19 protein-coding genes are annotated in these 25,184 nt (G+C 35.7%); 13 read left to right on the forward strand and 6 right to left on the reverse strand.

The window, feature by feature from the left end; genetic code table 11:
* The first annotated feature begins 159 nt into the window (after positions 1-159).
* The 3 genes from MT391_RS09435 (at position 160) to MT391_RS09445 (ending at position 5,262) form a co-directional block, all read left to right on the forward strand.
* Positions 160-2,229 carry a S9 family peptidase gene (locus MT391_RS09435; RefSeq protein WP_499497719.1) on the forward strand — a complete coding sequence of 690 codons (2,070 nt, stop codon included), beginning with the start codon at positions 160-162 and terminating at the stop codon, positions 2,227-2,229.
* Positions 2,230-3,106: 877 nt separating this feature from the next.
* On the forward strand, positions 3,107-3,631 hold the full coding sequence (locus tag MT391_RS09440; protein WP_499497721.1) for a hypothetical protein: 525 nt from the start codon (positions 3,107-3,109) through the stop codon (positions 3,629-3,631).
* Positions 3,632-4,428: 797 nt separating this feature from the next.
* On the forward strand, positions 4,429-5,262 hold the full coding sequence (locus tag MT391_RS09445; RefSeq protein WP_499497722.1) for a DUF2971 domain-containing protein: 834 nt from the start codon (positions 4,429-4,431) through the stop codon (positions 5,260-5,262).
* Positions 5,263-5,574: 312 nt separating this feature from the next.
* Here MT391_RS09445 and MT391_RS09450 read toward each other — a convergent pair whose 3' ends face one another.
* Entirely contained in the window at positions 5,575-6,930 is a 1,356-nt protein-coding gene (locus tag MT391_RS09450; protein WP_499497723.1) for a hypothetical protein, read from the reverse strand.
* A gap of 580 nt (positions 6,931-7,510) precedes the next feature.
* On the opposite strand from MT391_RS09450, the gene MT391_RS09455 reads away from it, so the two are divergent.
* Positions 7,511-8,395 (forward strand): crotonase/enoyl-CoA hydratase family protein, encoded by an 885-nt coding sequence (locus tag MT391_RS09455; protein WP_166371625.1) that lies wholly within the window; start codon positions 7,511-7,513, stop codon positions 8,393-8,395.
* A 100-nt stretch (positions 8,396-8,495) separates the two neighbouring features.
* On the opposite strand, the gene MT391_RS09460 is transcribed toward MT391_RS09455, so the two are convergent.
* Positions 8,496-11,057, reverse strand: a complete 2,562-nt coding sequence (locus MT391_RS09460) for an ATP-binding protein (protein ID WP_499497725.1) — start codon at positions 11,055-11,057, stop codon at positions 8,496-8,498.
* 71 nt (positions 11,058-11,128) lie between these two features.
* Positions 11,129-12,178, reverse strand: coding sequence for an HD domain-containing phosphohydrolase (locus tag MT391_RS09465; RefSeq protein ID WP_499497727.1), 1,050 nt, complete (start codon positions 12,176-12,178; stop codon positions 11,129-11,131).
* A 645-nt stretch (positions 12,179-12,823) separates the two neighbouring features.
* Here MT391_RS09465 and MT391_RS09470 point away from each other — a divergent pair.
* Together MT391_RS09470 and MT391_RS09475 are read left to right on the forward strand one after the other, a co-directional pair.
* Positions 12,824-13,876: an oxidoreductase gene (locus MT391_RS09470; protein ID WP_499497729.1), complete on the forward strand. Its 1,053-nt coding sequence runs from the start codon at positions 12,824-12,826 to the stop codon at positions 13,874-13,876.
* Positions 13,873-14,337 (forward strand): heme-degrading domain-containing protein, encoded by a 465-nt coding sequence (locus MT391_RS09475; protein ID WP_166371628.1) that lies wholly within the window; start codon positions 13,873-13,875, stop codon positions 14,335-14,337. The genes MT391_RS09470 and MT391_RS09475 overlap by 4 nt, the downstream gene beginning before the upstream one ends.
* Before the next feature lie 249 nt (positions 14,338-14,586).
* On the opposite strand, the gene MT391_RS09480 is transcribed toward MT391_RS09475, so the two are convergent.
* On the reverse strand, positions 14,587-15,363 hold the full coding sequence (locus MT391_RS09480; protein WP_166371629.1) for a transporter substrate-binding domain-containing protein: 777 nt from the start codon (positions 15,361-15,363) through the stop codon (positions 14,587-14,589).
* Positions 15,364-15,386: 23 nt separating this feature from the next.
* Positions 15,387-16,475 (reverse strand): histidinol-phosphate transaminase, encoded by a 1,089-nt coding sequence (gene hisC, locus MT391_RS09485; protein WP_499497731.1) that lies wholly within the window; start codon positions 16,473-16,475, stop codon positions 15,387-15,389.
* Positions 16,476-16,854: 379 nt separating this feature from the next.
* Between hisC and MT391_RS09490 the strand changes: the two genes are divergently transcribed.
* Positions 16,855-17,724, forward strand: a complete 870-nt coding sequence (locus tag MT391_RS09490; RefSeq protein ID WP_166371631.1) for a LysR substrate-binding domain-containing protein — start codon at positions 16,855-16,857, stop codon at positions 17,722-17,724.
* Positions 17,725-17,903: 179 nt separating this feature from the next.
* On the opposite strand, the gene MT391_RS09495 is transcribed toward MT391_RS09490, so the two are convergent.
* Positions 17,904-18,395 (reverse strand): RNA recognition motif domain-containing protein, encoded by a 492-nt coding sequence (locus MT391_RS09495; RefSeq protein WP_166371632.1) that lies wholly within the window; start codon positions 18,393-18,395, stop codon positions 17,904-17,906.
* A 750-nt stretch (positions 18,396-19,145) separates the two neighbouring features.
* On the opposite strand from MT391_RS09495, the gene lepA reads away from it, so the two are divergent.
* The 6 genes from lepA to pdxJ all read left to right on the forward strand — a co-directional run bounded on the left by lepA (position 19,146) and on the right by pdxJ (position 25,152).
* Positions 19,146-20,942 (forward strand): translation elongation factor 4, encoded by a 1,797-nt coding sequence (lepA, locus tag MT391_RS09500; RefSeq protein WP_499441060.1) that lies wholly within the window; start codon positions 19,146-19,148, stop codon positions 20,940-20,942.
* Between the two features lie 155 nt (positions 20,943-21,097).
* The gene (lepB, locus tag MT391_RS09505) at positions 21,098-22,018 is read left to right on the forward strand and encodes a signal peptidase I (RefSeq protein ID WP_166371634.1); all 921 of its coding nucleotides are present in this window, start codon (positions 21,098-21,100) and stop codon (positions 22,016-22,018) included.
* The gene (gene rnc, locus MT391_RS09510; RefSeq protein ID WP_166371635.1) at positions 22,015-22,701 is read left to right on the forward strand and encodes a ribonuclease III; all 687 of its coding nucleotides are present in this window, start codon (positions 22,015-22,017) and stop codon (positions 22,699-22,701) included. Before lepB ends, rnc begins: the two co-directional genes overlap by 4 nt.
* A gap of 70 nt (positions 22,702-22,771) precedes the next feature.
* A complete protein-coding gene (gene era / locus MT391_RS09515; RefSeq protein WP_166371636.1) occupies positions 22,772-23,674 on the forward strand; it encodes a GTPase Era in 903 nt (300 codons plus the stop codon).
* A 16-nt stretch (positions 23,675-23,690) separates the two neighbouring features.
* Positions 23,691-24,392 carry a DNA repair protein RecO gene (recO, locus tag MT391_RS09520; RefSeq protein ID WP_166371637.1) on the forward strand — a complete coding sequence of 234 codons (702 nt, stop codon included), beginning with the start codon at positions 23,691-23,693 and terminating at the stop codon, positions 24,390-24,392.
* A 19-nt stretch (positions 24,393-24,411) separates the two neighbouring features.
* Positions 24,412-25,152, forward strand: a complete 741-nt coding sequence (gene pdxJ / locus MT391_RS09525; protein WP_499497733.1) for a pyridoxine 5'-phosphate synthase — start codon at positions 24,412-24,414, stop codon at positions 25,150-25,152.
* Positions 25,153-25,184: the final 32 nt, after the last annotated feature.

Genomic DNA, 25,184 nt, shown 5'->3' on the forward strand with positions numbered 1-25,184 from the left:
ATTGATGTAATGGTGTGTTGATAGATATAAAATTTTAATGATTAGGCATTTTCATTGGTAGCTTTCAATCTAGGCTAGATGTATTGTGGCTAGCCAATGGCTATCATCAATATAGCTGTAATAGGTTAGATTTTAATGCATGCGATGAAGAGAGAAAATATGACTAATAAAGTAGATGTTGTTATACCTACTGCCCCTATCAAACCTTACGTACATGATATGCACGGCCACAAACGTAAAGATAATTATTTTTGGTTACGTGATGATAAGCGAGAAGACCCTGCGGTATTAGCTTATTTAGAAGAAGAAAATAACTACACAGAACAACAAATGGCTCCTTTGTCTGCGTTACAGCAAACTTTGTATGATGAGATGGTTGCAAGACAAGAGCCTGAAATAGAATCCGTTCCGTATTTTAAAAAAGGCTTCTGGTATATCTCTCGTTACGATCAAGGTAAGGATTATAGCGTTTATACACGCCGTCAAGGTACGCTAGAAGCGACCGAAGAAATCTTTTTTGATTGCAATGAACGAGCACAAGGTTTTGCTTACTATCAATTAGGTGCACTTGCTTTATCGCCTAATTCAATGCTTTTGGCCTTCAGTGAAGATACCGTTAGTCGTCGTCAATATACTTTACATTTTAAAGATCTACGCACTAATGAGATATTTGCAGATAGTATTGAAGATGTGACAGATGTAGTTTGGGCGAACGATAACAAAACTGTTTTTTATGTAAAACAACATACGCAAACATTATTATCATATCAGGTATATCGTCATACATTAGGTGAGCCATCTGTAAATGATGTACTTATCTATGAAGAAACTGACGATACTTTTTCTTTGGGTTTATATAAAACACGATCAGAAGAATATTTAGTAATTTGTGCTGATAGTACTATGACTTCTGAATGTTTGATCATAGATGCAAACCAACCATATAAAGATTTTAAATATTTCTTACCAAGACAAAGAGACCATGAATACAGTGTTGATCATTTCCATGGCCAATTCTTTATACTGAGTAATTACAGCGGCAAAAACTTTGCTTTACACACAATAACGACACAACTGGACGAGTTGCAAACGGTCCAACCTGAACACTGGCAAACACTAGTACCGGCAAGAGAATCTATTTTGTTGGAAGGTTATGAGTTAATGCAGGACTGGTTAATTGTTGAGGAGCGTGAACTAGGCTTACCAGTATTACGACAAATCAATTTTAAAACCGGAGAGTCTCGTGCTCTGACTTTTCATGATCCCGTTTACACTGTGTTCAGCCATCATAATCCACAACCTGCGACGAGTAAATTTCGTTATCAATATACCTCTTTTACAACACCCTCTACCGTCTACGAATTAGACCTTGATAGTGGCAAAATTGTGCTGCTAAAACAAAGCCAAGTAATGGGGGATTTCGATAGTGAAGATTATCAAAGTGAACGTGTTTGGGTAACCGCAAGAGATGGTGCAGAAGTGCCTGTTTCATTGGTTTATAATCGTGAACTATTTAATCATAGTAATCCATTACTTGTTTATGCTTACGGCTCCTATGGCCATAGTTTAGATATTGGTTTTAGCTCTGCTAACCTAAGCTTGCTAGATCGTGGTTTTGTTTATGCTGTTGCGCATATACGTGGTGGTGAAGAGTTAGGTCGTGATTGGTATGAACAAGGTAAATTACTGCAAAAGAAAAATACCTTTAATGACTTTGTTGATGTGTCGAAGGCTCTGGTCGCAAAAAAATATGGCGCTGGAGATAACGTATTTGCAATGGGAGGAAGTGCTGGTGGTTTATTAATGGGGGCTGTTATCAACCAAGCACCTGAACTATACCGCGGCGTGGTTGCTGCTGTGCCCTTTGTTGATGTTGTTTCAACGATGTTAGACGATTCCATTCCATTAACCACGGGGGAATATGATGAATGGGGGAATCCAAATGATCCTGAATTTTATCATTATATGCTTGAATATAGCCCCTATGATCAAGTTAAAGCAAAGGCTTATCCGAATATGCTAGTTACCACTGGGTTACATGATTCTCAGGTTCAATACTGGGAACCTGCAAAATGGGTTGCCAAGTTACGAGAATTAAAAACCGATGATAATCAGCTAATGTTATACACAGATATGGAAGCAGGACACGGTGGAAAATCAGGAAGATTTAAAAATTTTGAAGATACGGCCAGAGAGTTTGCTTTCTTGATTGATCTCGCAAAGTGTTAAGCTTTATTTTGACTCTTAGATACCCTTAGATAGCTTACTTAATTAAAAATAGTTTGGCTGAATAATAGATAGCACTTAGATACCAACTAATAAGTGATGAAAATGTAGCCCGTTTTCATCACTTTTTTTTTACACATAATGTTAGCTAAAATCCTTTAATCTATTCACATCAAATTCATACTAAAACACCTCCATTTTTGTACGCCACTTTAGTGGATTAGGAAAGTAGTGGATTAGGAAAGTAGTGGATTAGGAAAGTAGTGGATTAGGAAAGTAGTGAATTAGGAAAGTAGTAAATTAAGAGCCTGAAAATAAAGGCGTAATTACTTTAAAAAATAACAAAAAGGTGAGTTTTTATTGAAAGAGTGCATTTGTCGATACTTATCCCTAAGGTTTTTTAAATTTGTCGAATTAATTTACAGTCATATTTGGTTAAATTGAAATAAAAATTTATCCAAATATTCGATAATCATTCAATTTTAAATGATGAAATAATATTATCTACACTTCCTTGTGAGTAGTCGAATTCAAAAAAAGTATTTTTAATACTCATAAAAGAGTAAAAATATTTTGTGATATTTATTTTACATTCTAAATATTTAATATTACTCATACTCTTCATTTCTTTATGCCTATTCTTTAAGTTTTTATATTTATATTTACTGACGATTTCTTTTACATTAAAAAATATAACTCTATGATCTTATTTTTACTTTTATATTAATTAACTTAAAAAACAATGACTTAAATACTTGGCCTGAAACCTGCAATTTACTATATATACAAGTCACATTGACATGTTATTGAGTTTTCGCCGATAGTTACATTTTATCCGCTAATAACTACATGTTTATAATTACTATAAAGGAATATAAAAATGAAAAAATTATTTGCACTTTTTACTTCTGCCGCACTCTTGTTTGTTGTTAGTACTGCTTCTGCAGTACCAATTGATGGAACAATTAACTTCACTGGCGGCTCTAGTTCAACCTCAAATGCACTTGTGACGGAGGTTACTTCCGTTACTTTTAATACTCAGAAAGTCAATGTTGCAACAGGCGATTTTTCTGCTGCGGGTATACTGCACGACGATGCCGTTATGTTTACAAATTTAAATCCCATTGCAGCACAAACAAGTTTATGGTCAGTCGGTGGATTTACTTTTGATCTTGTTAATGTCTTAAGTAATAATATTTATGCAGGGTCTGCAATTGTAATATCAGGAACTGGCATTGTTAAAGCTATTGGATTTGACGATACTTTTTTTACTTGGTTATACACTTCACAAACTGGTAAAAATCAATCATTTTCAGCTAGTTCAATTCCAGCACCTGCAGGTACTGCGTTATTAGGTTTAACATTACTTGCATTTGGTTTGTCTCGTCGTAACAAAAAATCATAATATTGATTAATTTTAAATAATTATTAAATATAATATGTAATAAGCTCAGGTTAAGTGAAAACTACCTGAGCTTTTTTGTTTGTCGGCATAGTCGTTTTACTTGTGTTCATTTTAGGTATGAATTTATATGTTATAGTTTTATAAATTTTCTGGTTATCTGATATTTAGAAAATTAATTACCTCAACAGGACCTTTGTTCTTTCTTTATCAAATTTCTTTATTAAAATACTTTTTCACCTCCAAGGCTGTAATTTCGATCCTCCCTCCAACGTTGTAAATCGCTTTAGCTTATTACGTGCATACTTTCATACTCACAGTTAAAAAACTCATACAGGCACTCACTCGAATGCTCATCATGTTATAGCTACCTTGATCTTCGACGAATAAACATAATTTATGTATTTTTTTAATAACGAATATAGAGTGACCAACTTTCAATTAATGACTATTGCCATGGAGGTTATTACTTTTTTAACTAATAGATTTGAATCTAAGAACTTTGTATCTTGAAGTTCTTATGGTTATAAAAAGACTTGTTATTACTCTCTTCAAATTATCTTCATATCAACATGTTTTATTCGTGAATTACTTGATCTAGTTATATGTATACTTACTATAATTAACTTATATTTGTGATTATAGTTTGATTATTTTTTTTTAATTAAACTTTTAAATTATTGATTTAAAAGTTTATGAGTGTATTGTTGAGTTGAATTTATCAAGCTAATGAAGTGATTAGTTATTAATAAGGATATAAGATTCTTCTTCCTCTAAGTCATTAAATAATGGAGACCTGAATGCACCTATTTAAGTATTTTGAGCCGGCTAGATTGGATGTCATTGAAAGTGGATGTATTCGTTTAACGAAACCTATCGACTTTAATGATCCTTTTGAATTAAAGCCTGTTACTTCTACTTGTGGTATCAAAGATGCTATGCCAGATCTATCCAGTACAGAAGAAAACTTAGGTTCAAATAATAAAATAGATAAGCTACCAGTAAAAGCGTCAAGCCCAGATTTAGAGTTTAAAGCGAATAAAAATTTATTAGAAGAGCAGCAAGTGCTTGCAACTTCGCCGCCAGAGACTAATGGTGTTACGGGTGAAACTAGCGAACAAAATCAGGGAGAAGTAATAGGTGTACTTTGCTTAACTGAGGAGCCAGATAATTTATTAATGTGGTCACATTATGCTGATTCCCATCAAGGGTTCTGCGTTAAATTCGATACTTCTAATTACTTTTTTAACCAAAAGAGAACCATGGAGGACGATTTTTACCATCTTAGGAAAGTTGAGTATATTGAGCAACATCCAATTAAAGTGATTAAGTCTAATGTCGGTGTAGATTTACTATTACATAAATCTGATACCTGGTCACATGAAAAAGAGTGGCGGTTTTGTGCAGTTTTGCACGACTCAGATATGCTAATTGAATGTGCGGATAGCGATATACATTTATTTAAATACCCTAAAGAAATCATTAAGGAAATTATTTTAGGAGCGAATGCTTCAGAGGAGCTTGCTGACAAAATAAAAACAATTATTGACCAGACTCCAGAGTTTTCACACGTGAAGTTGAGTAAAGCCTATATTGCAGAAAAGTCCTATCGTTTAGAATTTAAAAGCTTATAAATACACTTATTATTTAAATCTGAGTAATTCCCTAAATACTTTTTTGTATTAAAAAATAGTCGTAACGCTCGATTCATAACATTCGATTCATAACCCTCGATAAAGATTAAGCTTATTTATTAGAGGAAATGATCATTTAAATCACTAAACTGTACCTTTACGCCCTGAGCTCCTTTTTGCATAAGGAGTTACTTTTGTACAAAGAGTTACTTTTTGAACATCGAGCAAAAGTAACTAAGGTATAAACGAATAAGCATAAGCGGCTTAGCTCGGGGTATTTAACTCTCATTTGGGTTAACAAGACTCACGCCGTTATGACTCTATTTGCTTACGAAAAAACTGCACCATTTCATCACGGGTTTTAAGATGTTTGAGGTGAAAAATATCCATTGGGAATAGTAGTTCAATCACACCAGTATCAAATATACGTTTTACTTCGTATTCATTATGAGCAACATCTTGTTGATATCTATAATTTAACCAGGTTTTATTCGTATGAATAATAAATTCCACTCGCATACCGCCTAAACGAGCAAAAAACTTCATCATAGCTGTTTTATCACTAGACCCTACTGCGCGACCTTGATATTGAGAATGTTCACTTAAAGTGTCGGAGATATCCTCTAAAACCATTAAAGAGTTTGCTTTTGAAGCGCTACGCGTGAGGTGTTGTTGAAAAGCTTTTACATCGCTTACCGAATCAAGTACGGCCATCAGTCCAAGTTCATCATCTACTGCAACCGCTGGATTTTTTTGGTTTTTTCGTAATAGTTTTAAAACCTTTGCCTGCGGTGGTTTTTTTCTAATAGAAACGTAAATAGGAGTTTTTTTCACTCCGACGGTAAAGCTACGGCGTTTTAATAGAGTTAACTTTTCACCTTTTGCTAGTTGTATTAACTTAGCCTGTGCTGGATCTAAAACCGTTACTGCATTACAGCTAAAGTCCTCTGGTCGATGTTTTGAATAGAGATAGACGGGATCCAGTTCCCCTATTTTTAAATTTGGGCTCCAAACATAACCGTTTAAAAAGGCTAGAAAAGCGGAGAATTTGCTTTCAATATCTGTTTCTCGTTCTCGTTGATCAATACTTGCAGCGAGGGTCATTAAAATGAGTTTACGTCGCGCTTCAAAGCGTGCTTTTTTATGGTAACCATCATTGAACATGATTAATAACAATTCAACGGGGTTGTTAGTGACTTCTATCTCATTAGTCGCTTCAATATGTGAAGCGTAGGGAGAAAGGATTTTACCAATAATAGAGTGAATGACGGCATCAGCTGTCCGAGAGTACTCATCTACACGGCTCTTTATTTCATTGAGGTTACCGTTGATGCCAAACATATTACCTAATAAGCATAATGCTCGCTCAGAGCGCTTTTCTCGTAATGCTTTATCTGAAATGAGGGTTTGAATTTGCTCAAAATCATCAACGCCTAAAAATTCAAATATTTGGCTACGTAAAGCGCGATATTTTGTGACGTTGTTAGGGTTCTTTTGTAAATTTTTTAACCATTGACGCGTTTGCGGAGAAAAGCGTCCGATATTTAGTGAGTGTTCAGAAACAGTGAAAGGCCCTGATTGTTGAAGAGAAGTAAAAACGCTGTTTGTAGAGAGCACTGACATAAAACCACCAAAACGATATAAAACCCATGCATTAACTGCATTCATGTAATAAATATACACTAATTAATTGATTTAAAAATAATAAAAATGAGAAGCATTATTAGAATGATTATTACGGTTGTTGATAAGAAGTTCAATTTAAGCTATTTAGCGAGTAACTTTATTCCTGATTTTATATAAAAATAGATAGCAAATAAGGTATTAGCTGATTTCATTTATTTATCACTAATAGTGTTGATATGACAAGCGAATGATATGAATTCAATTTCTTGTTCTGGTTTGATAATAACTAGCATAAAAATCATAAGAGATTGAAAAGTAATTATAAAAATAACGAATCTTTCTCTTAGAGCAGTGTGTTAATTTCTCTTTAAGGTTTCAAGACATTTACTTGAATTTATATTTTTAGTTTTAGCTCTCTTGTTTTTACCTGATATTTAATAGGGAATAATCGAAAAATAAAGTTATTGATTTTATTGGTGTTTTTGATCTCATTGGTCTTTAAGTAAACTAACGATAATTTTCATTCTTGCTACACTTTAGAGGTATCTGTCAATGTCGCCAGATGCTAAATAGGTGCTTTTAGATCTTAGATTTAGCACATTAAAAACTAAAGGAAATAATAATGATTGATAACCTAGCAAGAGAAAATAAAGTAAATATTATCGCTCAACAAGATCAGTTGGATAAAGAATACTTACAGCTTAAAACACATTATGATGAAAAATATAAAGCAGGTTGGTACTTTATGCACGCGCAGCCTCGCCCATGTTTTAGTACATTATTATTAGACGAGTTAAATGATTATGCGAAAAATATTAAAACAGAGATGGTCAATAGTGAACAGCAAAAATATGATTATCTGATCCTTGCTTCTGATGTTGATGGTATTTTTAATTTAGGTGGCGATTTAGCCGTTTTTCTTGAATTGATAAAAAAACAAGATCGTGCAGGATTACTAGCCTATGCAACAAAGTGTATTGATGTTTTATACCATAACATCACCCATCTGGATTCAGAGCTGACTACCATTGCTTTAGTTCAAGGTGATGCATTAGGAGGAGGGTTTGAAGGTGCTTTATCAAGTAATGTTTTAATTGCTGAACGTGGTACCAAGCTTGGTTTGCCAGAAGTCTTGTTTAATCTATTTCCAGGAATGGGGGCTTATTCATTACTCAGTCGAAAAGTAAGTGCAGCAAAAGCCGAAGAAATTATTTTAAGTGGTAAGTTGTATTTAGCTGAGGAGTTGTTTGAGCTAGGGATCGTTGACGTATTGGCTGAGAAAGGAGAAGGAGAAAAAGAGGTCTATCGTTATATTAATGCAGCAAATCGAAAAGCAAACAGTTACCAAGCTATTCGGAAAGTACGTGATATTTGTGCTCCCATTCCTTATAAAGAGTTAATAGATGTTACTAATATTTGGGTCGATTCAGCGTTAAAGTTAACAGCAAAAGATCTTCGAATGATGGAAAGATTAGTGATGCGTCAATCAGCAAAAAATATCTCATAATCAAAATATTTCATAATCTAAGTTATATAGTTTTTATTGTGGTCTCAATTCCATTTTAAAATAGATATAAAATCGTAGCTAAAGCACTATACTTTTTATCTTATTTTCCTGTAGAAGATTTTACTAAGGCATTATTCAAAGCTTCTACAGTTTTAGTAAAATTGTATTCAATATCACCTACTAATACAGTGAGCTTTGGAGTGCCAATATCATAAGGTTTACACTCTTCTCCTTTCCTACATATTTCTACTAGTCTGTCTGCCCCAAGTTCCGATGCTGCACCTTTTAAAGCATGTAGTGATTCACGGAATTGCAAATAGTCACCAATAATGGCTTGTTGTAAGTATTTAATATGCTTATTACCATCTTCTGTAAAACCTGTAATTAAGCACGTCATAAACTCAACATCATTATCTAATTGAAATAGTTCCTCAAGGACGACACTATTATACCATTCATTATCTGCATGCTGCTTTTTAAGGTTTGCTATGCTTGTTGGAGTAGGGGCTGTATTGCTGATAGTTGAATTGCTGATAGTTGAATTGCTAATCGTTGAACTGGAGGTATTAGAAATTACCGCTATTTTTTTCAATAAATCATGAGAATCAATAGGTTTAGTTAAAAATTCATCGACACCTAAACTAATACCTAGTGCTCTAGCTTCAGGTGTTGCATCGGCAGTTAACATGATGATCGGCAGCTTATTACTGGTATCCATAAAGCGTAATGCCTGTACAACTTCATCACCAGAGCACTTAGGCATATTTTTATCGACAATTAATAAGTCAAAGTGTTCTAAATCTGTGCTTAACTTGTCTAGTGCTTGTTCGCCATCATTAGCGATAACAATAGAATGACCTGCTCGTTTTAAAATACCAGATAAAACCTGTTGGTTAACTTTATTGTCTTCAGCAACGAGTATGTTTAATGCCTTCGCTCCATTCTGGCTGTCATAAAAATCACTTAAAGAAACAACTTTTTTGTTACTGCTATCAATGCGCTGTGCTGTATGTAGGGCGTTAAATAATGAGCGTTTATCGTTGATATCAGCAATCACCGAGATGAAGTCTTGTCTTATTTTTTCGTTGTGTAGATGTACAGGTTCTGGATTAAGCAGTACTAACGATAGCCCATCTAATAATTTTTCCGATGCTAAAAGGTTGCTAAACTGTATTGGACTCATGCCCTGTAGACTAAATCTATCTACGAGCAGTATCTTATAACCTCGTGCTTGGCCGAGAGCATTTTTTTGCATTCTTAATGTCTGTACTGGAGATTTAGCAAAATCTGCAGATAAATCCCATGTTCTTAAAAAAGACTGTACCGATTTCTTAGTTGTATCGGTTGCCATAATTAATAAATCACTGTCATTTACAGTTAGAGAAACATTCGGAAGGATCGTAAAAGGAAGTTCAAACCAAAAAGTTGAACCTTGATCTAATTCACTTTCAACCCCTATTTTTCCTCCCATTAATTCAACCAACTCTTTTGAAATAGTGGTTCCTAGCCCTGTACCATTGATATGACGTATCGCAGCTTTTCCAACTTGAGTAAAATCGTCAAATACGCTTAGTAGTGATTTTTTATCAATACCTATACCAGTATCTTTAATATCAAAGCGAATAACAGTGGCGCTTTCCTGCTCGGAAACAAGGTAAATATGCACTTTAATTGTGCCTTGATCAGTAAACTTTATCGCGTTCCCTATTAGGTTTACTAAAACTTGACGGATATATTGCTGATCTGCTTCTATTTGTAAGGGAACATCAGAATCAATGTTTAATATAACAGTTAAGCCTTTGGCTTTTGCAATCAGTTTTTGTGTATCAATAACTGAATTAATTAAAGTATGTAAATCAACGGATTCTTTATTGATTATAATTTTCCCTGCTTCAATTTTAGAAATATCTAGCACTTTTTCAATTAATCCTAGTAGCGTTTTTGCAGAGCTTTGCATGGTGCTAACTAAGTTATATTGTTCTTGATCGAGTTTAGTTTCAATGAGGAGATCTCCAAGCCCTAATACACCATTTAAAGGAGTTCTTAGTTCGTGTGACATATTAGCCAAAAAGCGAGTTTTAGCTTGATTTGCTTTTTCTGCCATATCGATTGCAGCATATAGTTTTTTAATTAAAAATATTGAATATAACGGGATCAGAGTGATCACGATTAATAGGCTTATTGCTATCGTCATTTCAGTCTGCCAATAACCACCCCAATAAATCGCAGATATAAATCCAATAATGCCTATTACCATAGAAATATAGAGATAATTAACGCCGAACCTAAAACCATTACCTAAAATAACCCACAGATAGAAAACAAATAAATACACTGTTTCTTGCGCCGCAGTGGCCATTAATACAGACAGAGAGATAAGGTCTAAAAATATACCTATCACTCTTCTCGTTGGGCTGACTTTAGGGTTGATACAAATAGCGGTAAAGAGAGCGATAGCAACACTAGATGCGACGAGTATCACTATCTTAATTGTAGAGTTTAATAAATCGCTAAACTGTTCCTCTGCACCCCATGGAATACAGAAAATTAGAATTAATAATAGGGCAATAATAACACGAACGAAGGCTTGCTCTGATTCAGGATCAGCCGTTTTTTTGAGCGAGGCTTTGACTGCATTTAGTTTTTTACATAGTAAGTTCATTCAAGCATTGAATCCGTTTAATGGTCTATTAATTGCTTTCTACAGTTTATTACTAGCAGTCTGTGCCACTGTTAGCTATCGGGATATTCGCTATGTATTGCAGTGATATTAGGCAGGCGCTTTAAGAATGCATCAACACACTTTGGGTCAAATTGTGTACCGGATTGTTTTTTAAGAAAATCAATCGCATCTTCAAGTGGCCAGGCTTTTTTGTAGGGTCTAACAGACATTAATGCATCAAATACATCGGCAACGGAAACAATACGTGCGATCAGTGGGATTTGAGAGCCAGTTAATTGATTAGGGTAACCTTCACCATTAAAGCGCTCATGGTGATTAAGGGCTATAATGGCGCCCATTTGCATATATTTTGATTGACTACCCGAAAGAATTTCATATCCAATCGTGGTATGAGTTTGCATGATTTCCCACTCTTCTGGAATAAACTTTCCTTCTTTTAATAATATACGGTCAGGAATACCAATTTTTCCAATATCATGCATTTGCGCAGCATGTTCAAGATCATTACATTCATTCTCATTTAAGCCAATTTCTTTAGCTATTTCTTTAGCATATTTTGCCATTCTAATAACATGATTGCCGGTTTCTTCATCGCGATATTCACCTGCTTTCGCAAGCCTTAAGATCGTTTCTTGTTCTCGCTGAAGAATTTGTTCTGTGGCTAAATGTACTTGCTCTGCTAACCAATCGGCTCTATTTTGAATGATCACATGTTGCTTATGTAGTTTTAATAAGTTTCTGCAACTTGTACGGCATTCGATTTGGTCGATAGGTCTATTTAAAAATGCGGTTGCACCTGCTTCTAGGGCTTCATGACGCACTTTTTTTTCACTAACAACAGTGATCATCATGATCGGAATATGTTCACCTGTTGCTGTGTTACGCACTGCTTCAATGAACTCTATTCCATTTAAACCGGGCATTCTATAATCGGTGACAATCAGGTCTGCTTGGTTGTTTTCTAACCAGTTTAGTGCTTTTCTAGGATCAGCAAAATCAATCACTGTAATGTCATCAGCAATCTGTAGAATAATTTTTTCTAGGATCATCCTTCCCGTTGACTGATCATCAACGACCACCACTTGTCTTTGGTTATTCACAATAGTACTTCCACTTAAATTTTAAAGAATTAGTTTATGAAATAGGACAGGTGTAACTTCATTTACCCTTTAGTCATTTTCCTATTACCTAGCATCTAATTTTAATACATATGATTATTATGTGTATTAACATCTATCAAGCCGCTGTAAATGAGAAGCTTGTGAAGATGGTTTTATGACAGAGTATAGATAATAACGTATCTTTTAGGTTGTTTATTAAAAAATGATCAATTAAATCCTATTGGGACACTTATTGAATTATTTATCACTAATATTATTGTTTTTGTTGATTTTAAATAATGCAAAAATACTCAATTATGAGTAGCGTAAATTACTGCAATTTAGAACACAACCTAAACCTGAACTTTAATTACGTGTGTTTATCAGTAAAATTATCGGTATATTACAAAGGTGCAGATTCTTTTATGGTGAAGCCTTTGATAATGAAACAGTTAATGGTGTAGCAGTCAAAACATGTAATAAATATTGATGCAGTAAATCTTAATTTAGTAAATAGTAATGTAATTTATTTGATTAACCGATTTTGATTAAAGCACCGTATGTAATAACCTCGTACTATTAATACATAATCATTTGCTATCTACTATGTGATTATTTTCTTCTTAATAAATTAAGGAAACTACCATGACTCAATGCTTCAATAACGACACCATTAAAACGGCTATTGTTGGTTATGGCTTTTCAGCTAAAACCTTCCACCTTCCTTTTATTGACACTTTATCTGAATTTGATGTTACCGCGATCAGTAGTAGTCAAGCTGGTAATGTTGAGCAAGATTGGCCCAAAGTACAACATTACCTAACTGCCGAAGAGATGATTGGTAATAGCGATGCACAATTAGTAATTATTACTGCACCAAATGATGTGCATTTTTCATTAGCTAAATTAGCGTTAGAAAATAATAAGCATGTTATTTTAGAAAAACCATTTGTGACAAAAATCACTGATGGAAATGCTTTGATAAGCCTTGCTAAAGAGAAAGGTTTGTTACTTAGCGTTTATCATAATCGTCGTTGGGACGGTGATTTTTTAACGGTTAAGAAGCTTATTGAAGAAAAAACACTGGGGCACATTAAGCATTTTGAATCTCACTTCGATCGTTTCAGGCCTGTCGTTCGTCAACGCTGGCGAGAAAATTCTCAAGATGGTGGTGGTATTTTATTTGATTTAGGACCGCACCTAATTGATCAAGCTTTACAGCTATTTGGACTACCTGATGCGATTACTGCACATTGTAAGATCACGCGTCAAGGCTCTTCTAATATCGATTATTTTAATTTAACACTCCATTATCCCGATAAATTAGCTTCTTTGAGTGCTTCTTTGTTCTCTGCTGGACCCAATTTACGTTTTAATATTCAGGGGGATCAAGGTACTTACATAAAATTAGGCTTAGATCCGCAGGAAGATCTATTGAAAGCAGGTGTACGACCTGACGGTGAATATTGGAACAATGAAAGTGTTGAGCAATACGGTACTTTATATACGGAAGAGGCGTTAGAGGCGGTTAAAACTGAACGCGGTGGTTACCAACACTTTTATCATGGTATTGCTAATGCTATTAATGATGCAGGCCAAGTACCTGTATCTGCGGAAGATGCGTTATGGAATATTCGTTTGATTGAATTAGCCATGGAAAGTGAACGTTTAGGTAAAACTATGGCAGTTAAATTATGAGCTCAAACTATTCATTAAATGATTTATTAGCACAAGAATCGCAGCTACAGTTTGCGTCTTTTAACAATCAAACAGCTTGGGCGTTAGGTTGTAAATTGAAACAATTAGCCGAAACCAGAGAGGCGCAAGTTACGATCGAAGTTTATGCTTTTAACCAATGCCTATTTAGCTACGCAATGCCAGGAACTCAGCCAGATAATCTACATTGGATAAAACGTAAACGTCAAACCGTGTTGCGTTTTGGACATAGTTCTTATTATATCGGTCAATATAATACCGCTAAGCATAGAGTGTTCGAACAGCAAGATCATATTGACGCTGATCTGTATTGTGCTCATGGCGGGGCTTTTCCAATTATTATTAAAAATTCAGGTGTAGTAGGAGTAGTGACGGTTTCTGGGTTACCGCAGGAGCAAGATCATCAACTGGTATTGGATGCCTTGGATGAGTTAGTGGATTAGTGCTGGTGATGATTAAAGAGGGACTATTTAGCTTTTGAGGCTGCAATAAAAATGCTGTAACCCTGTCCAAAAATATGTGTTATTCACTTCAATGTTGAATCAGCGATTCATTTACTGTGAAATATTAAAAAGCCATTGCTTATGTTATCAGCAATGGCTTTTTTGTTATGTCTACGTTGCTCATTCTTATTTAAGAAAGCTTATCTTAGCTATATACATGTTAGCTTCGTTAAATGAGTACCGTTAAATTTATTGACCGTAGATATCAAAGCTAAAATAACTTGCTGCTATTTTATCATAGGTACCATTTTTACGGATTTCTGCAATAGCGGCATTAAACTTCTCTGCTAATGCTTTATTGTTTTTACGAAAAGCCAGTGCAGTGCCTTCCCCTACATAAGCTTTATCGGTTACTAACTTGCCTTTTAACGCAAAGTTAGCACCACGTTCTTTTTCTAAAAAAGCTAACACTAATTGATCTGAGTTTGCAAAGGCGGTATCTAAACGGCCATTGGCTAAATCAAGATATACTTGGTCTTGTCCGCTATAGCGTTTGATAGTGGCAACATCACCGTACATATCTGTCACATAATTATCATGTATGGTACCTACTTGAACGCCAATAACTTTACCTGTTAAGCCTGCTTTATCGATACTGAAGTTTGCATCTTTAGCAGTCACAAAACTGGCTGGTGTTTGATAATATTTTTTACTAAATAAAACACGTTTTTTACGATCTTCAGTAATACGCATAGATGCCATAATGACATCCGATTTTCTTGATAATAAGCCTGGAATGAGTCCGTCCCAACTTTGTGTTACCCACTCACACTTTAACTCTGCTTGTTTACACAAAGCATCTGCGATCTCAATATCAAAACCAACAGGTTTACCGGTATTATCCTTATAATTGAAAGGTGGGTAAGTAAAGTCAGAAGATAGGCGTATAGGCTTAGTTTCTTGGGCTTGCAATGGGGTTATAAAAATTGACGATAATACAATCGCTGCAATATGTAATGCTTTCATGTTTAGATCCTTCTAGCGTAATGTTATTGAAAATGTTTAAGTGTATTGAGTGTTTCGAGCATACTTTGTTTGGAGCCAATAGTGATTCGTACACAGTCACTAAGTGCAGCTTCATGTGCTTGGTTACGTGCAATAATTCCTTGCTTAACAAGGTAATAAAATACGTTAAGGCCTTGATTAAACTTAATTAAAATAAAATTGGTTTGGCTACTATAAATCGTCTCAACAATATTTAATTGTTGTAACTCAGATTTAAACCAATCACGAACCTCAACCAATTCAGCAGTTTGTTTGGACATGGCTTGTAAGCCAGAGTCTGATAATGCTTTTAATGCAATTTCAGCAGTAGGGTCAGCGATAGGGTAAGGTGGAATAAGGCGATTCACATAAGCCATTACACTGCTATCTGCTAACAAAAATCCACAACGAATAGCAGCTAACCCAAACGCTTTTGATAGAGTGCGTATTACAATTAAATGTGGGTATTTATTCATTAAATGTAATGCACTCTGATGTGCTGAAAATTCAATGTAAGCTTCATCGATAACCACTAAGGTTGATGTTTTACTGGCCTCTAATAATTCAATAATATCGGCTTGGTTAATACTATTACCGGTAGGGTTATTAGGTGAACATAAAAATAATAAGCTGCTGGTGGGCAACTGTGTTTTGATCTCTTCAACATTTAATTGAAAATTATCTAACAACGGAATTTTATTAGTTGTTACTGCAAACGAATCAGCGCAAAACTCATACATTCCATAGGTGGGAGGGCAAATAATTATTTGGTCATTCCCAGGTGTACAAAAAGTACGAATCAACAAATCTATTGCTTCATCGGCACCTCGTACGGTCACTATTTCACTATTTAGTTTACCAACACCTTGCTCGCAATAAGCGAGGTAAGCTTGCGCAGTATCCTGTGGTAAAAAATCAGGATAACGATTGTAATGGTTATTACTGCCTTTAGAGAGGTCACCATATTGAGCGCACGTTTCAAGTTCATTCGCATTTAGCCATAAATGTCCGCTACCGCCTAAACGACGTGCAGACTGGTAAGGAACGAGCTTTTCTACTGCGCTTGGTACTAATGTTGATGCTAATGATTTCATTAACGTATTTCCGATTGAAGTTAAATACAGCCAAAAATTAAAACTGAATATTTATACTTTAAAAGTGCGTAAATATTCAATTTTTGAATTGTAAGTGATTTAAACAAATCTTCATTGAAAGAAGAAACGAAAAATTGGTATAGTAGGTATGCGAAAAAAACATAGCTTGATGATTGTATCTACTCATTGGCGAGGAGGTAAGTGTTCTATTCGCATAAATTCACGTTTTAGTGCTGTGCTTATTTCAAGTGTTGAGTTAATTGATTAGGTTTAAAACCTTAAAGCTTATTACTTAAAAGCTTATTATTTGAATAGCAAAACTACCATTGAATGAAAACAATAACTGACTAATCTTTCACGTTATAAAAATGAGGTAATGATGGATAACCGTTTACCATCTACAAAGGAGATGCAGGCATTTATTGTTACTGCCGAACATTTAAAGTTTACTGTCGCGGCACAAATTTTAAATTTAACGCAGGGTGCAGTCAGTCGTCAGATTATTTCACTTGAGAAAAAATTAAATATTCCTCTATTTCATCGTCACGCTCGTGGCTTGAGTTTAACTGATAAAGGCAAAGATTTTTTGCCGTTAGTTAAGCAAGTGATTAATCAGATGAAAAGTGCGGTCGAAAAAGTATCTGATATTAAACCTATCATTAGATTAAAAGTGCCTAGTTGCATTACCACATGGCTATTACCCCAAATAATGGCATTTCAGCAAGCATTCCCAGATATTGCCGTAGAGCTAACTTCATCCATTAAACATGATATCAATTTTGCCTTTGAGTCCTTTGATGCTGCTATTTGCTATTGCACGGTTATTAAAGATAAAAACTTAAGTAGTCAGCTACTGTTTGAAGAATATTTAACACCGGTGTGTTCTCCCTCTTTATTAACTGAGGCACAAACACAGCTGAGTATCGAAGAGATGGGGCAATTACCATGGTTGCATGCAACACCACAGCAAAGTGATTGGAGTTTATGGTTGAATGAAGCCGGTTGTGCATCATTAACCGCTAAACATCATCAAAATTTTGCAACGTTAGATTTGGCAGTCGGCGCAGCTATTCAGGGGTTTGGGATTAGTATCGGGGATGTCACGCTAGCTGCTTCTGAGCTTGAAGCTGGAAGACTTTGTCAGCCTCATTCATTGCAGGTTAAATCTGGAAAGGGCTATTATTTCGTTTTCCCAAAGGTCACTAATAACCTCACATTACAAAATTTAATCAATTGGTTAGATAGTTGATAGTCTTATTTTTAGCCTTATTTTATTAAAAATAATGGAATAAAAATGTAATGCATAAAAAAATCCGAGAGCAGAAGCTGTTCTCGGATTTTATGTAATCTATTTACTCAACAAGCTCGTTTGCTTAATAAGCTGCTTATTTTTAAAGCTACTTACTCTGAAACGAATAAAGCGCTAAGTTAATCGTTAGATTCTTCACGTGGTGTACGCTCATTTGCTTCACGTACTTTCAATGAACGTTCTTGGAACTCTTGTTCATTTAATGCTTGAATTGCATTGGCTGCATCACTTTCAGGCATTTCAACAAAACCAAAACCACGGCGTTTACCAGTATGTTTGTCCTTCATGAGACGCACTGAAATAACTTTACCGTGTTCTGAAAACAGCGTACGGATTGCCATTTCATTTGCACGGTAAGGTAAATTACCAACATAAAGCGTGGTAGTTGCAAAGTCGCTTTCTGCATCGCTGGTTGCTGAAGCCGCTGCTGAGCTTGTACTTTTTGATGCAGTACTTGTGCTTGAATTTGCAAATTGAATTAAGAACCCACTAATGACAGCACCCGCAGCAAATAAAACTGCACCACCTAGTGTGATTGGAAGTAAAGTGATCACAGCTGCGCCAATAACGGCAACTGCAACAGAAAGCAACACTGGAGTGTTTGATTTCATAATTTAATAACCTCAAAAAAATAATAAAAGAAAAATAACTAGAAACGTAAGTGTTTATTCAAAGACATTGTTTGAATTCATCACATAGTGCTTTAGAGAATGGTGGCTGTATCCTTGCCATTGTCAATCCATTAAAAGCTAAGCTATTGTATGTCAAAAAAACGATTTAGCGTTAATAGATTGGCAAATCCACTTTGATCTTGTTGATGAAAAGTTAAAAATGTGAAGCAAGCCTCGCTGCTTATGCATGAAATATGACCGTTGGCTGCTGTTTTTTTATACTAAGTTTTATTTGCATTGTAAAAGTTAAACTTTCGAACAGGTAAAATTATAGGATGTAAAATATTGACTTCAAATGATAAAGACGGAAGTGTTTAAAGATGGAGATTAAAACAGAAATTAGCTAGAATGCACCGCAATTAAGCTGCGCAAATTAGGCGTGCTATCAACAGATATTAAAAATAAGCATTAAAGCCGCTTAATAACTGCAAAAATGCAGTGTTAAGTAATGCCAATGGTATCAAATATTCGATTTTAATTTTACGTTAAGAATACTTAGTTTGATGTGAAAATTGCTGTAAATGGTTGTTCCCTTTACGAAACTGGCAATTAAAAACAAGCTATTTTAACAAGTAGAATAGATCTCTTAATAATTACGATTGGTATAAGCTGCGATAAAGTGGTTCTCAATTTTGAAGAACTTGTATCGCAATGCACAATGTCGTCACTAACAAGGTATTTAAAGTATTCATGAAAAATATTCGTAACTTTTCAATCATTGCCCATATCGACCATGGTAAATCCACATTGTCAGACCGTTTAATCAGTACTTGTGGTGGTTTAACCGAACGTGAAATGGCGGCACAAGTAACCGATTCTATGGATATTGAGCGCGAACGTGGTATTACCATTAAAGCGCAAAGTGTAACTCTGGATTATAAAGCTAAAGATGGTGAAACTTACCAACTTAACTTCATCGATACCCCTGGACACGTAGATTTCTCTTACGAAGTATCACGTTCTTTAGCGGCTTGTGAAGGCGCGTTATTGGTAGTTGATGCTGGACAAGGCGTAGAAGCACAAACATTAGCAAACTGTTACACCGCATTAGAAATGAACTTAGAAGTGGTACCGATTTTAAATAAAATCGATTTGCCGGCTGCTGAACCTGATCGTGTTGCTGAAGAAATTGAAGACATTGTTGGTATCGATGCAACAGATGCGGTTCGTTGTTCAGCTAAAACGGGTCTAGGTATTGATTTAGTATTAGAAGAAATAGTACGCATGATCCCGCCACCTGTTGGCGATCTTAATGGTCCACTTCAAGCATTAATTATTGATTCATGGTTTGATAACTACCAAGGTGTTGTGTCATTGGTACGTATCAAGCACGGCCAAATTAAAGTTGGCGATAGAATGAAAGTAATGACCACGGGTCAAGTTCATTTAGTGACTAAAGTGGGTTACTTCACGCCGAAACAGAAAGAAACAGGTATTTTGAAAGCAGGCGAAGTAGGTTATGTGATCTCTGGTATTAAAGATATTTTAGGTGCACCAGTAGGTGATACGTTAACACTTGCCGATAATCCATCACCAAAAGCATTACCTGGTTTTAAACGTGTTCAGCCACAAGTTTACGCGGGTTTATTCCCTGTAAGCTCTGATGATTATGAAAACTTCCGTGATGCTTTGGGTAAATTGAGTATTAATGATGCTTCATTATTATATGAGCCAGAAAACTCGTCTGCACTAGGCTTTGGTTTCCGTTGTGGTTTCCTTGGTTTATTACATATGGAGATCATTCAAGAACGTTTAGAACGTGAATACGATATTGATTTAATCACTACCGCACCAACGGTTATTTTCGAAGTAGAAAAAAATAACGGTGAAATCGAATACGTTGATAGTCCTGCCAAATTGCCTGCTACCAATGACATTAATGAAATTCGTGAGCCAATTGCAGAATGTAATATTTTAGTACCGCAAGCTTACCTAGGTAATGTGATCACCTTATGTATCAACAAACGCGGTGTACAAACTAAGATGGCGTATCACGGTAATCAAGTTGCATTAACTTATGAGATCCCAATGGGTGAAGTTGTAATGGACTTCTTCGACCGTTTAAAATCAACCAGCCGTGGTTATGCCTCATTAGAGTATAATTTTATACGTTATCAGTTAGCTGACATGGTACGTGTAGACGTTATGATCAATGGCGATCGTGTTGATGCCTTAGCATTAATTACACACCGTGATAACTCAGAAACTTACGGGCGTGAGTTAGTTGAAAAAATGAAAGAGCTCATTCCTCGTCAAATGTTTAATATTGCAATACAAGCAGCGATTGGCAGTAAAATTATTGCTCGTTCAACGGTTAAACAGCTGACTAAAAATGTATTAGCAAAATGTTACGGTGGTGATATTAGCCGTAAGAAAAAACTGTTGAAGAAACAGAAAGAGGGTAAAAAACGCATGAAGTCTGTGGGTAATGTTGATGTGCCTCAAGAGGCTTTCTTAGCAGTATTACACATAGGTAAAGATAAGTAGTCTTCAATTGCTAACCCCCTTGTTAAGCAAAAGGGCGATAGCAATTAATAAAAGCTAATGCGCTGGTTTATTAACCCGCGCATTTTGTATTTTAAACGAGTCATATTAGTTAAAAATATTAATTAATATGATTTATAAAATTGATAGGAAAAAAAATGGCAAATTCATTTGCATTGATATTAGTGGTTTTAACGCTCTTAACCGGCGCTGCCTGGCTGTTTGATAAAATAAAGTGGGCGAAAAAGCGTAAACAGGCTTATGCCGATTTTCAAGCGCAATCTGAAATAGAATTAGACGATAAAACTTTAGCTAAAATGTACCCGGAAAATCCAATTATTGAGAATGCTCGTAGCTTATTTCCAGTGATTGCAACGGTATTTATTTTACGTTCATTTATTTATGAACCGTTTCAAATTCCATCTGGGTCAATGATGCCAACACTGTTGGTGGGGGATTTTATTCTCGTTGAGAAATTCTCATACGGCATTAAAGAACCTGTTTGGCAAAACACACTTATACCGACGGGGCATCCAGAACGTGGTGATGTTGCTGTATTTAAATACCCTGAAGATCAACGCGTTGATTTTATTAAACGCGTGGTGGGGTTACCTGGTGATCGTATTGTTTATAAAGATAAACAGTTGTACATCATTGCTGCCTGTGAAGAAGCCAAGTGCGGTGATTATAAAAAGTTAGACATGGAATTCCTAGGGGAACAAAACTTCAAACATGAAGCAAATACTGTCAAAGTGTATTCAGAAGTATTAGGTGACGTTAAGCATCAGTTATTAATCAATCCATTACGTGGTGAACCTGTGCAAGCTTATTTCCAACAAAAAGATGTCACAACTTATGCTTATGAGTGGGTGGTACCTGAAGGTAATTATTTCGTGATGGGTGATAACCGTGACAACAGCCGTGATAGCCGCTTTTGGGGATTTGTACCTGAGCGTAATTTAGTCGGTAAAGCCGTTGCTAAATGGATCAGCTTTGAGTTTGACCGTGGTGCTGATAGTTTCTTACCGAGTTGGGTACCAAGTAATGTACGTTTTGAACGTATAGGTAGCATAAAATGAAGATCAAAGAACAAGAATTAAAACGTTTAGAGAAACGTATTGGATATGAATTTTCAGATTTCTCATTATTAAAACAAGCACTAACACATCGAAGTGCATTGGGTTTACATAATGAACGATTAGAATTTTTAGGTGATTCAATTTTAAGTTTTGCTATCTCGACTGATTTATATAAACGTTTTCCTAAAGTGGACGAAGGCGACTTAAGCCGTATGCGTGCCACCTTAGTTTGTGGAAAAATGTTGTCAGAAGTTGGGCGTGAATTTGTATTAAGTGACTGCTTAATTTTAGGTCCTGGTGAACTAAAAAGTGGTGGATTCCGTCGTGACTCAATTATTGCTGACGGTGTGGAAGCAATTATCGGTGCGGTTTTTTTAGATTCTAATATCGATACTGCAAACAAGCTGGTATTGAGTTGGTTTGAAAGTCGCCTTAAGACAATTCAACCAGGAATTAGCCAGAAAGACCCTAAAACTCGCCTACAAGAGCACTTACAATCGCGTAAACAAGCATTGCCACTTTATGAAGTATTAGATGTAAAAGGTGAAGCGCACAACCAACAATTCACCATGAGTTGTCAAATTGAAGGCATGAAGCAAGTGCAAGGTAAAGGCACTAGTCGTCGTAAAGCTGAACAAGTCGCGGCGAAAAACATGTTAACTGCATTATTAGGTGAGCAATAATGTTACTACTCAATACTATTTATTTACCTGTACTTTTAACTTTAACTTTCATCTATTTAGGAGCTAAATAATGACACAAAAATGTGGCTTAGTCGCAATCGTCGGGCGCCCTAATGTAGGGAAATCAACGCTTATTAATGCATTACTTGGACAAAAAGTAAGTATCACTTCGCGTAAGGCGCAAACGACGCGTCACCGTATTCTAGGTATCGATACAGATGGTGATTACCAAACTGTTTTTGTTGATACTCCTGGATTACATATTGAAGAAAAGCGCGCCATTAACCGTTTAATGAACCGTGCCGCATCAAGTTCTATCAATGATGTTGAAATGATTGTGTTTGTGGTTGAAGGTACACATTGGACTGCCGATGACGAGATGGTATTAAAAAAATTCCAGTACTTAAAATGTCCGGTTATTTTAGCGGTTAATAAAATTGATAATGTAGAAGACAAAGAGTTATTGCTGCCACATTTACAGAAAATCGGTAAACTTTATGACTTTGCTCATATATTACCTATGTCCGCTAAATCCGGTGATAACGTTGAAAAAATTCGTGAATGGGCAAAAGCCGTGTTACCGGAGTCTGAATTTTATTTTCCAGAAGATTATATTACTGACCGTTCATCTCGATTCATGGCGTCAGAAATTGTACGTGAAAAATTAATGCGCTTCTTGGGTGATGAATTACCTTATTCTGTGACCGTAGAAATTGAACAATTTAAACAAAAAGCCAATGGACTTTTACATATTAATGCACTTATTTTAGTTGAACGTGATGGCCAAAAACGTATGGTGATTGGTAATAAAGGCGAAAAATTAAAAGCGATTGGGAAACAAGCGCGACTAGACATGGAAGAGTTATTTGACTCAAAAGTATTCTTAGAAATCTGGGTTAAAGTTAAATCGGGTTGGGCAGATGATGACAGAGCGCTACGTTCGCTTGGTTACGGTGACGATTACAACGGTTAATACAGCGGCGTAATTTATGTCCATAGAATGCCATAATGCATTTATATTACACCGACGTCCCTATGGCGAAACCAGTCAAATTGTTGATTTGTTTTGCCAAGATGTCGGTAAAGTTAGCCTTGTTTTTAAAGGTGGTCGCAGCAGTACTCGTATGAAACGCGGTATGGCACAACCATTCACACTACTACTCGCTAGTTACTTTGGTCGTAGTAGTTTGAAGACAGTTAAGTCATTAGAAGCGCAAACACAGGTGGTACCTTTACAAGGGCAACGTTTGTATATTGCGATGTATATGAATGAACTGTTATATCGCCTATTACAAGCTGAAACTGCTTGTGATGGTTTATTTGAGTGCTACCAACGCACTTTGATCAGTGTCGCTCGAGACGATGATCCGCAAAAAGCTCTGCGCTTATTTGAATTAACATTATTAGAAACGCTCGGTTATGGTGTTAATTTTGATCACGATGTATACAGTGATGAAGCGATTGAAGCAGGCTTTCAATATCAATATAAACAACAGCTTGGTTTTTTTGCTAAGCAAGCTATTTGTAACCCTCAACAGGTTTATGATGGTGCAGATATAATTAACTTATCACAGCGTAAGCTTGATAATGAAGCCACATTAAAGATGGCTAAGCGCTTTTGTCGACAGGCACTTGCTAACTTATTAGGTGATAAACCATTACATAGCCGTGCTTTGTTTGCGGCCAAATAAATACAATAAAGGAAAGAGCATGAGCAAAATATTATTAGGTGTGAATATCGACCATGTTGCAACACTTCGTAATGCACGTGGTACATGTTATCCAGAACCTGCACATTTAGCGGCGGTAGCTGAAACCTCTGGTGCGGATGGTATTACTATTCATATTCGTGAGGATCGCCGTCATATTAACGATCGTGATGTTGCTGTACTGGCACAAACACTACAAACACGTATGAATTTAGAAATGGCAGTAACCGATGAAATGGTTGAGATCGCCTTAAAAACTAAACCTACTTTTGTTTGTTTAGTGCCTGAAAAGCGTGAAGAATTGACGACAGAAGGTGGCTTAGATGTTGTCGGTAATTACGACAAAATAGCTGCGGCAGTGAGCCGTTTAAACGCCGCTAATATTCAGGTGAGTTTATTCATTGACCCAGAAGCTGCGCAAATAGATGCCGCTGTAAAAATGAAGGCTGCTTATGTTGAATTGCATACGGGTCAATATGCTGATGCCAAAACGGAAGAGATTCAAGAAGCTGAATTAGCACGTGTTGCTAAAGCCGCAACTTATGGTCATCAAGCGGGTATTAAAGTGAATGCTGGGCATGGTTTGAATTATAATAACGTTAAACCGATTGCAGCTTTACCTGAGATTATTGAACTTAACATTGGTCACGCAATTGTTGCTCGTGCGTTAATTGATGGGTTTGCTGTTGCTGTTAGCGAAATGAAACGTTTAATGATTGAAGGCCGAAATCACAGTCTATAAATGACAGCCAACAAATCAACGTTTGAAGATAA

Origin of the sequence: Vibrio sp. 1-Bac 57 (assembly GCF_037546855.1) — a bacterium.
Taxonomy (GTDB): domain Bacteria; phylum Pseudomonadota; class Gammaproteobacteria; order Enterobacterales; family Psychromonadaceae; genus Psychromonas.

What these genes read in the sequence shown, in the direction of transcription:
- lepB (WP_166371634.1), top strand. Translation starts at nt 21,098, where the DNA reads ATGGCAAATTCATTTGCATTGATATTAGTGGTTTTAACGCTCTTAACC.
- MT391_RS09455 (WP_166371625.1), top strand. Translation starts at nt 7,511, where the DNA reads ATGATTGATAACCTAGCAAGAGAAAATAAAGTAAATATTATCGCTCAA.
- MT391_RS09460 (WP_499497725.1), bottom strand. Translation starts at nt 11,057, where the DNA reads ATGAACTTACTATGTAAAAAACTAAATGCAGTCAAAGCCTCGCTCAAA.
- recO (WP_166371637.1), top strand. Translation starts at nt 23,691, where the DNA reads ATGTCCATAGAATGCCATAATGCATTTATATTACACCGACGTCCCTAT.
- MT391_RS09490 (WP_166371631.1), top strand. Translation starts at nt 16,855, where the DNA reads ATGGATAACCGTTTACCATCTACAAAGGAGATGCAGGCATTTATTGTT.
- MT391_RS09440 (WP_499497721.1), top strand. Translation starts at nt 3,107, where the DNA reads ATGAAAAAATTATTTGCACTTTTTACTTCTGCCGCACTCTTGTTTGTT.
- lepA (WP_499441060.1), top strand. Translation starts at nt 19,146, where the DNA reads ATGAAAAATATTCGTAACTTTTCAATCATTGCCCATATCGACCATGGT.
- MT391_RS09450 (WP_499497723.1), bottom strand. Translation starts at nt 6,930, where the DNA reads ATGAATGCAGTTAATGCATGGGTTTTATATCGTTTTGGTGGTTTTATG.
- MT391_RS09475 (WP_166371628.1), top strand. Translation starts at nt 13,873, where the DNA reads ATGAGCTCAAACTATTCATTAAATGATTTATTAGCACAAGAATCGCAG.
- MT391_RS09445 (WP_499497722.1), top strand. Translation starts at nt 4,429, where the DNA reads ATGCACCTATTTAAGTATTTTGAGCCGGCTAGATTGGATGTCATTGAA.
- MT391_RS09470 (WP_499497729.1), top strand. Translation starts at nt 12,824, where the DNA reads ATGACTCAATGCTTCAATAACGACACCATTAAAACGGCTATTGTTGGT.
- rnc (WP_166371635.1), top strand. Translation starts at nt 22,015, where the DNA reads ATGAAGATCAAAGAACAAGAATTAAAACGTTTAGAGAAACGTATTGGA.
- MT391_RS09435 (WP_499497719.1), top strand. Translation starts at nt 160, where the DNA reads ATGACTAATAAAGTAGATGTTGTTATACCTACTGCCCCTATCAAACCT.
- MT391_RS09480 (WP_166371629.1), bottom strand. Translation starts at nt 15,363, where the DNA reads ATGAAAGCATTACATATTGCAGCGATTGTATTATCGTCAATTTTTATA.
- pdxJ (WP_499497733.1), top strand. Translation starts at nt 24,412, where the DNA reads ATGAGCAAAATATTATTAGGTGTGAATATCGACCATGTTGCAACACTT.
- MT391_RS09495 (WP_166371632.1), bottom strand. Translation starts at nt 18,395, where the DNA reads ATGAAATCAAACACTCCAGTGTTGCTTTCTGTTGCAGTTGCCGTTATT.
- hisC (WP_499497731.1), bottom strand. Translation starts at nt 16,475, where the DNA reads ATGAAATCATTAGCATCAACATTAGTACCAAGCGCAGTAGAAAAGCTC.
- era (WP_166371636.1), top strand. Translation starts at nt 22,772, where the DNA reads ATGACACAAAAATGTGGCTTAGTCGCAATCGTCGGGCGCCCTAATGTA.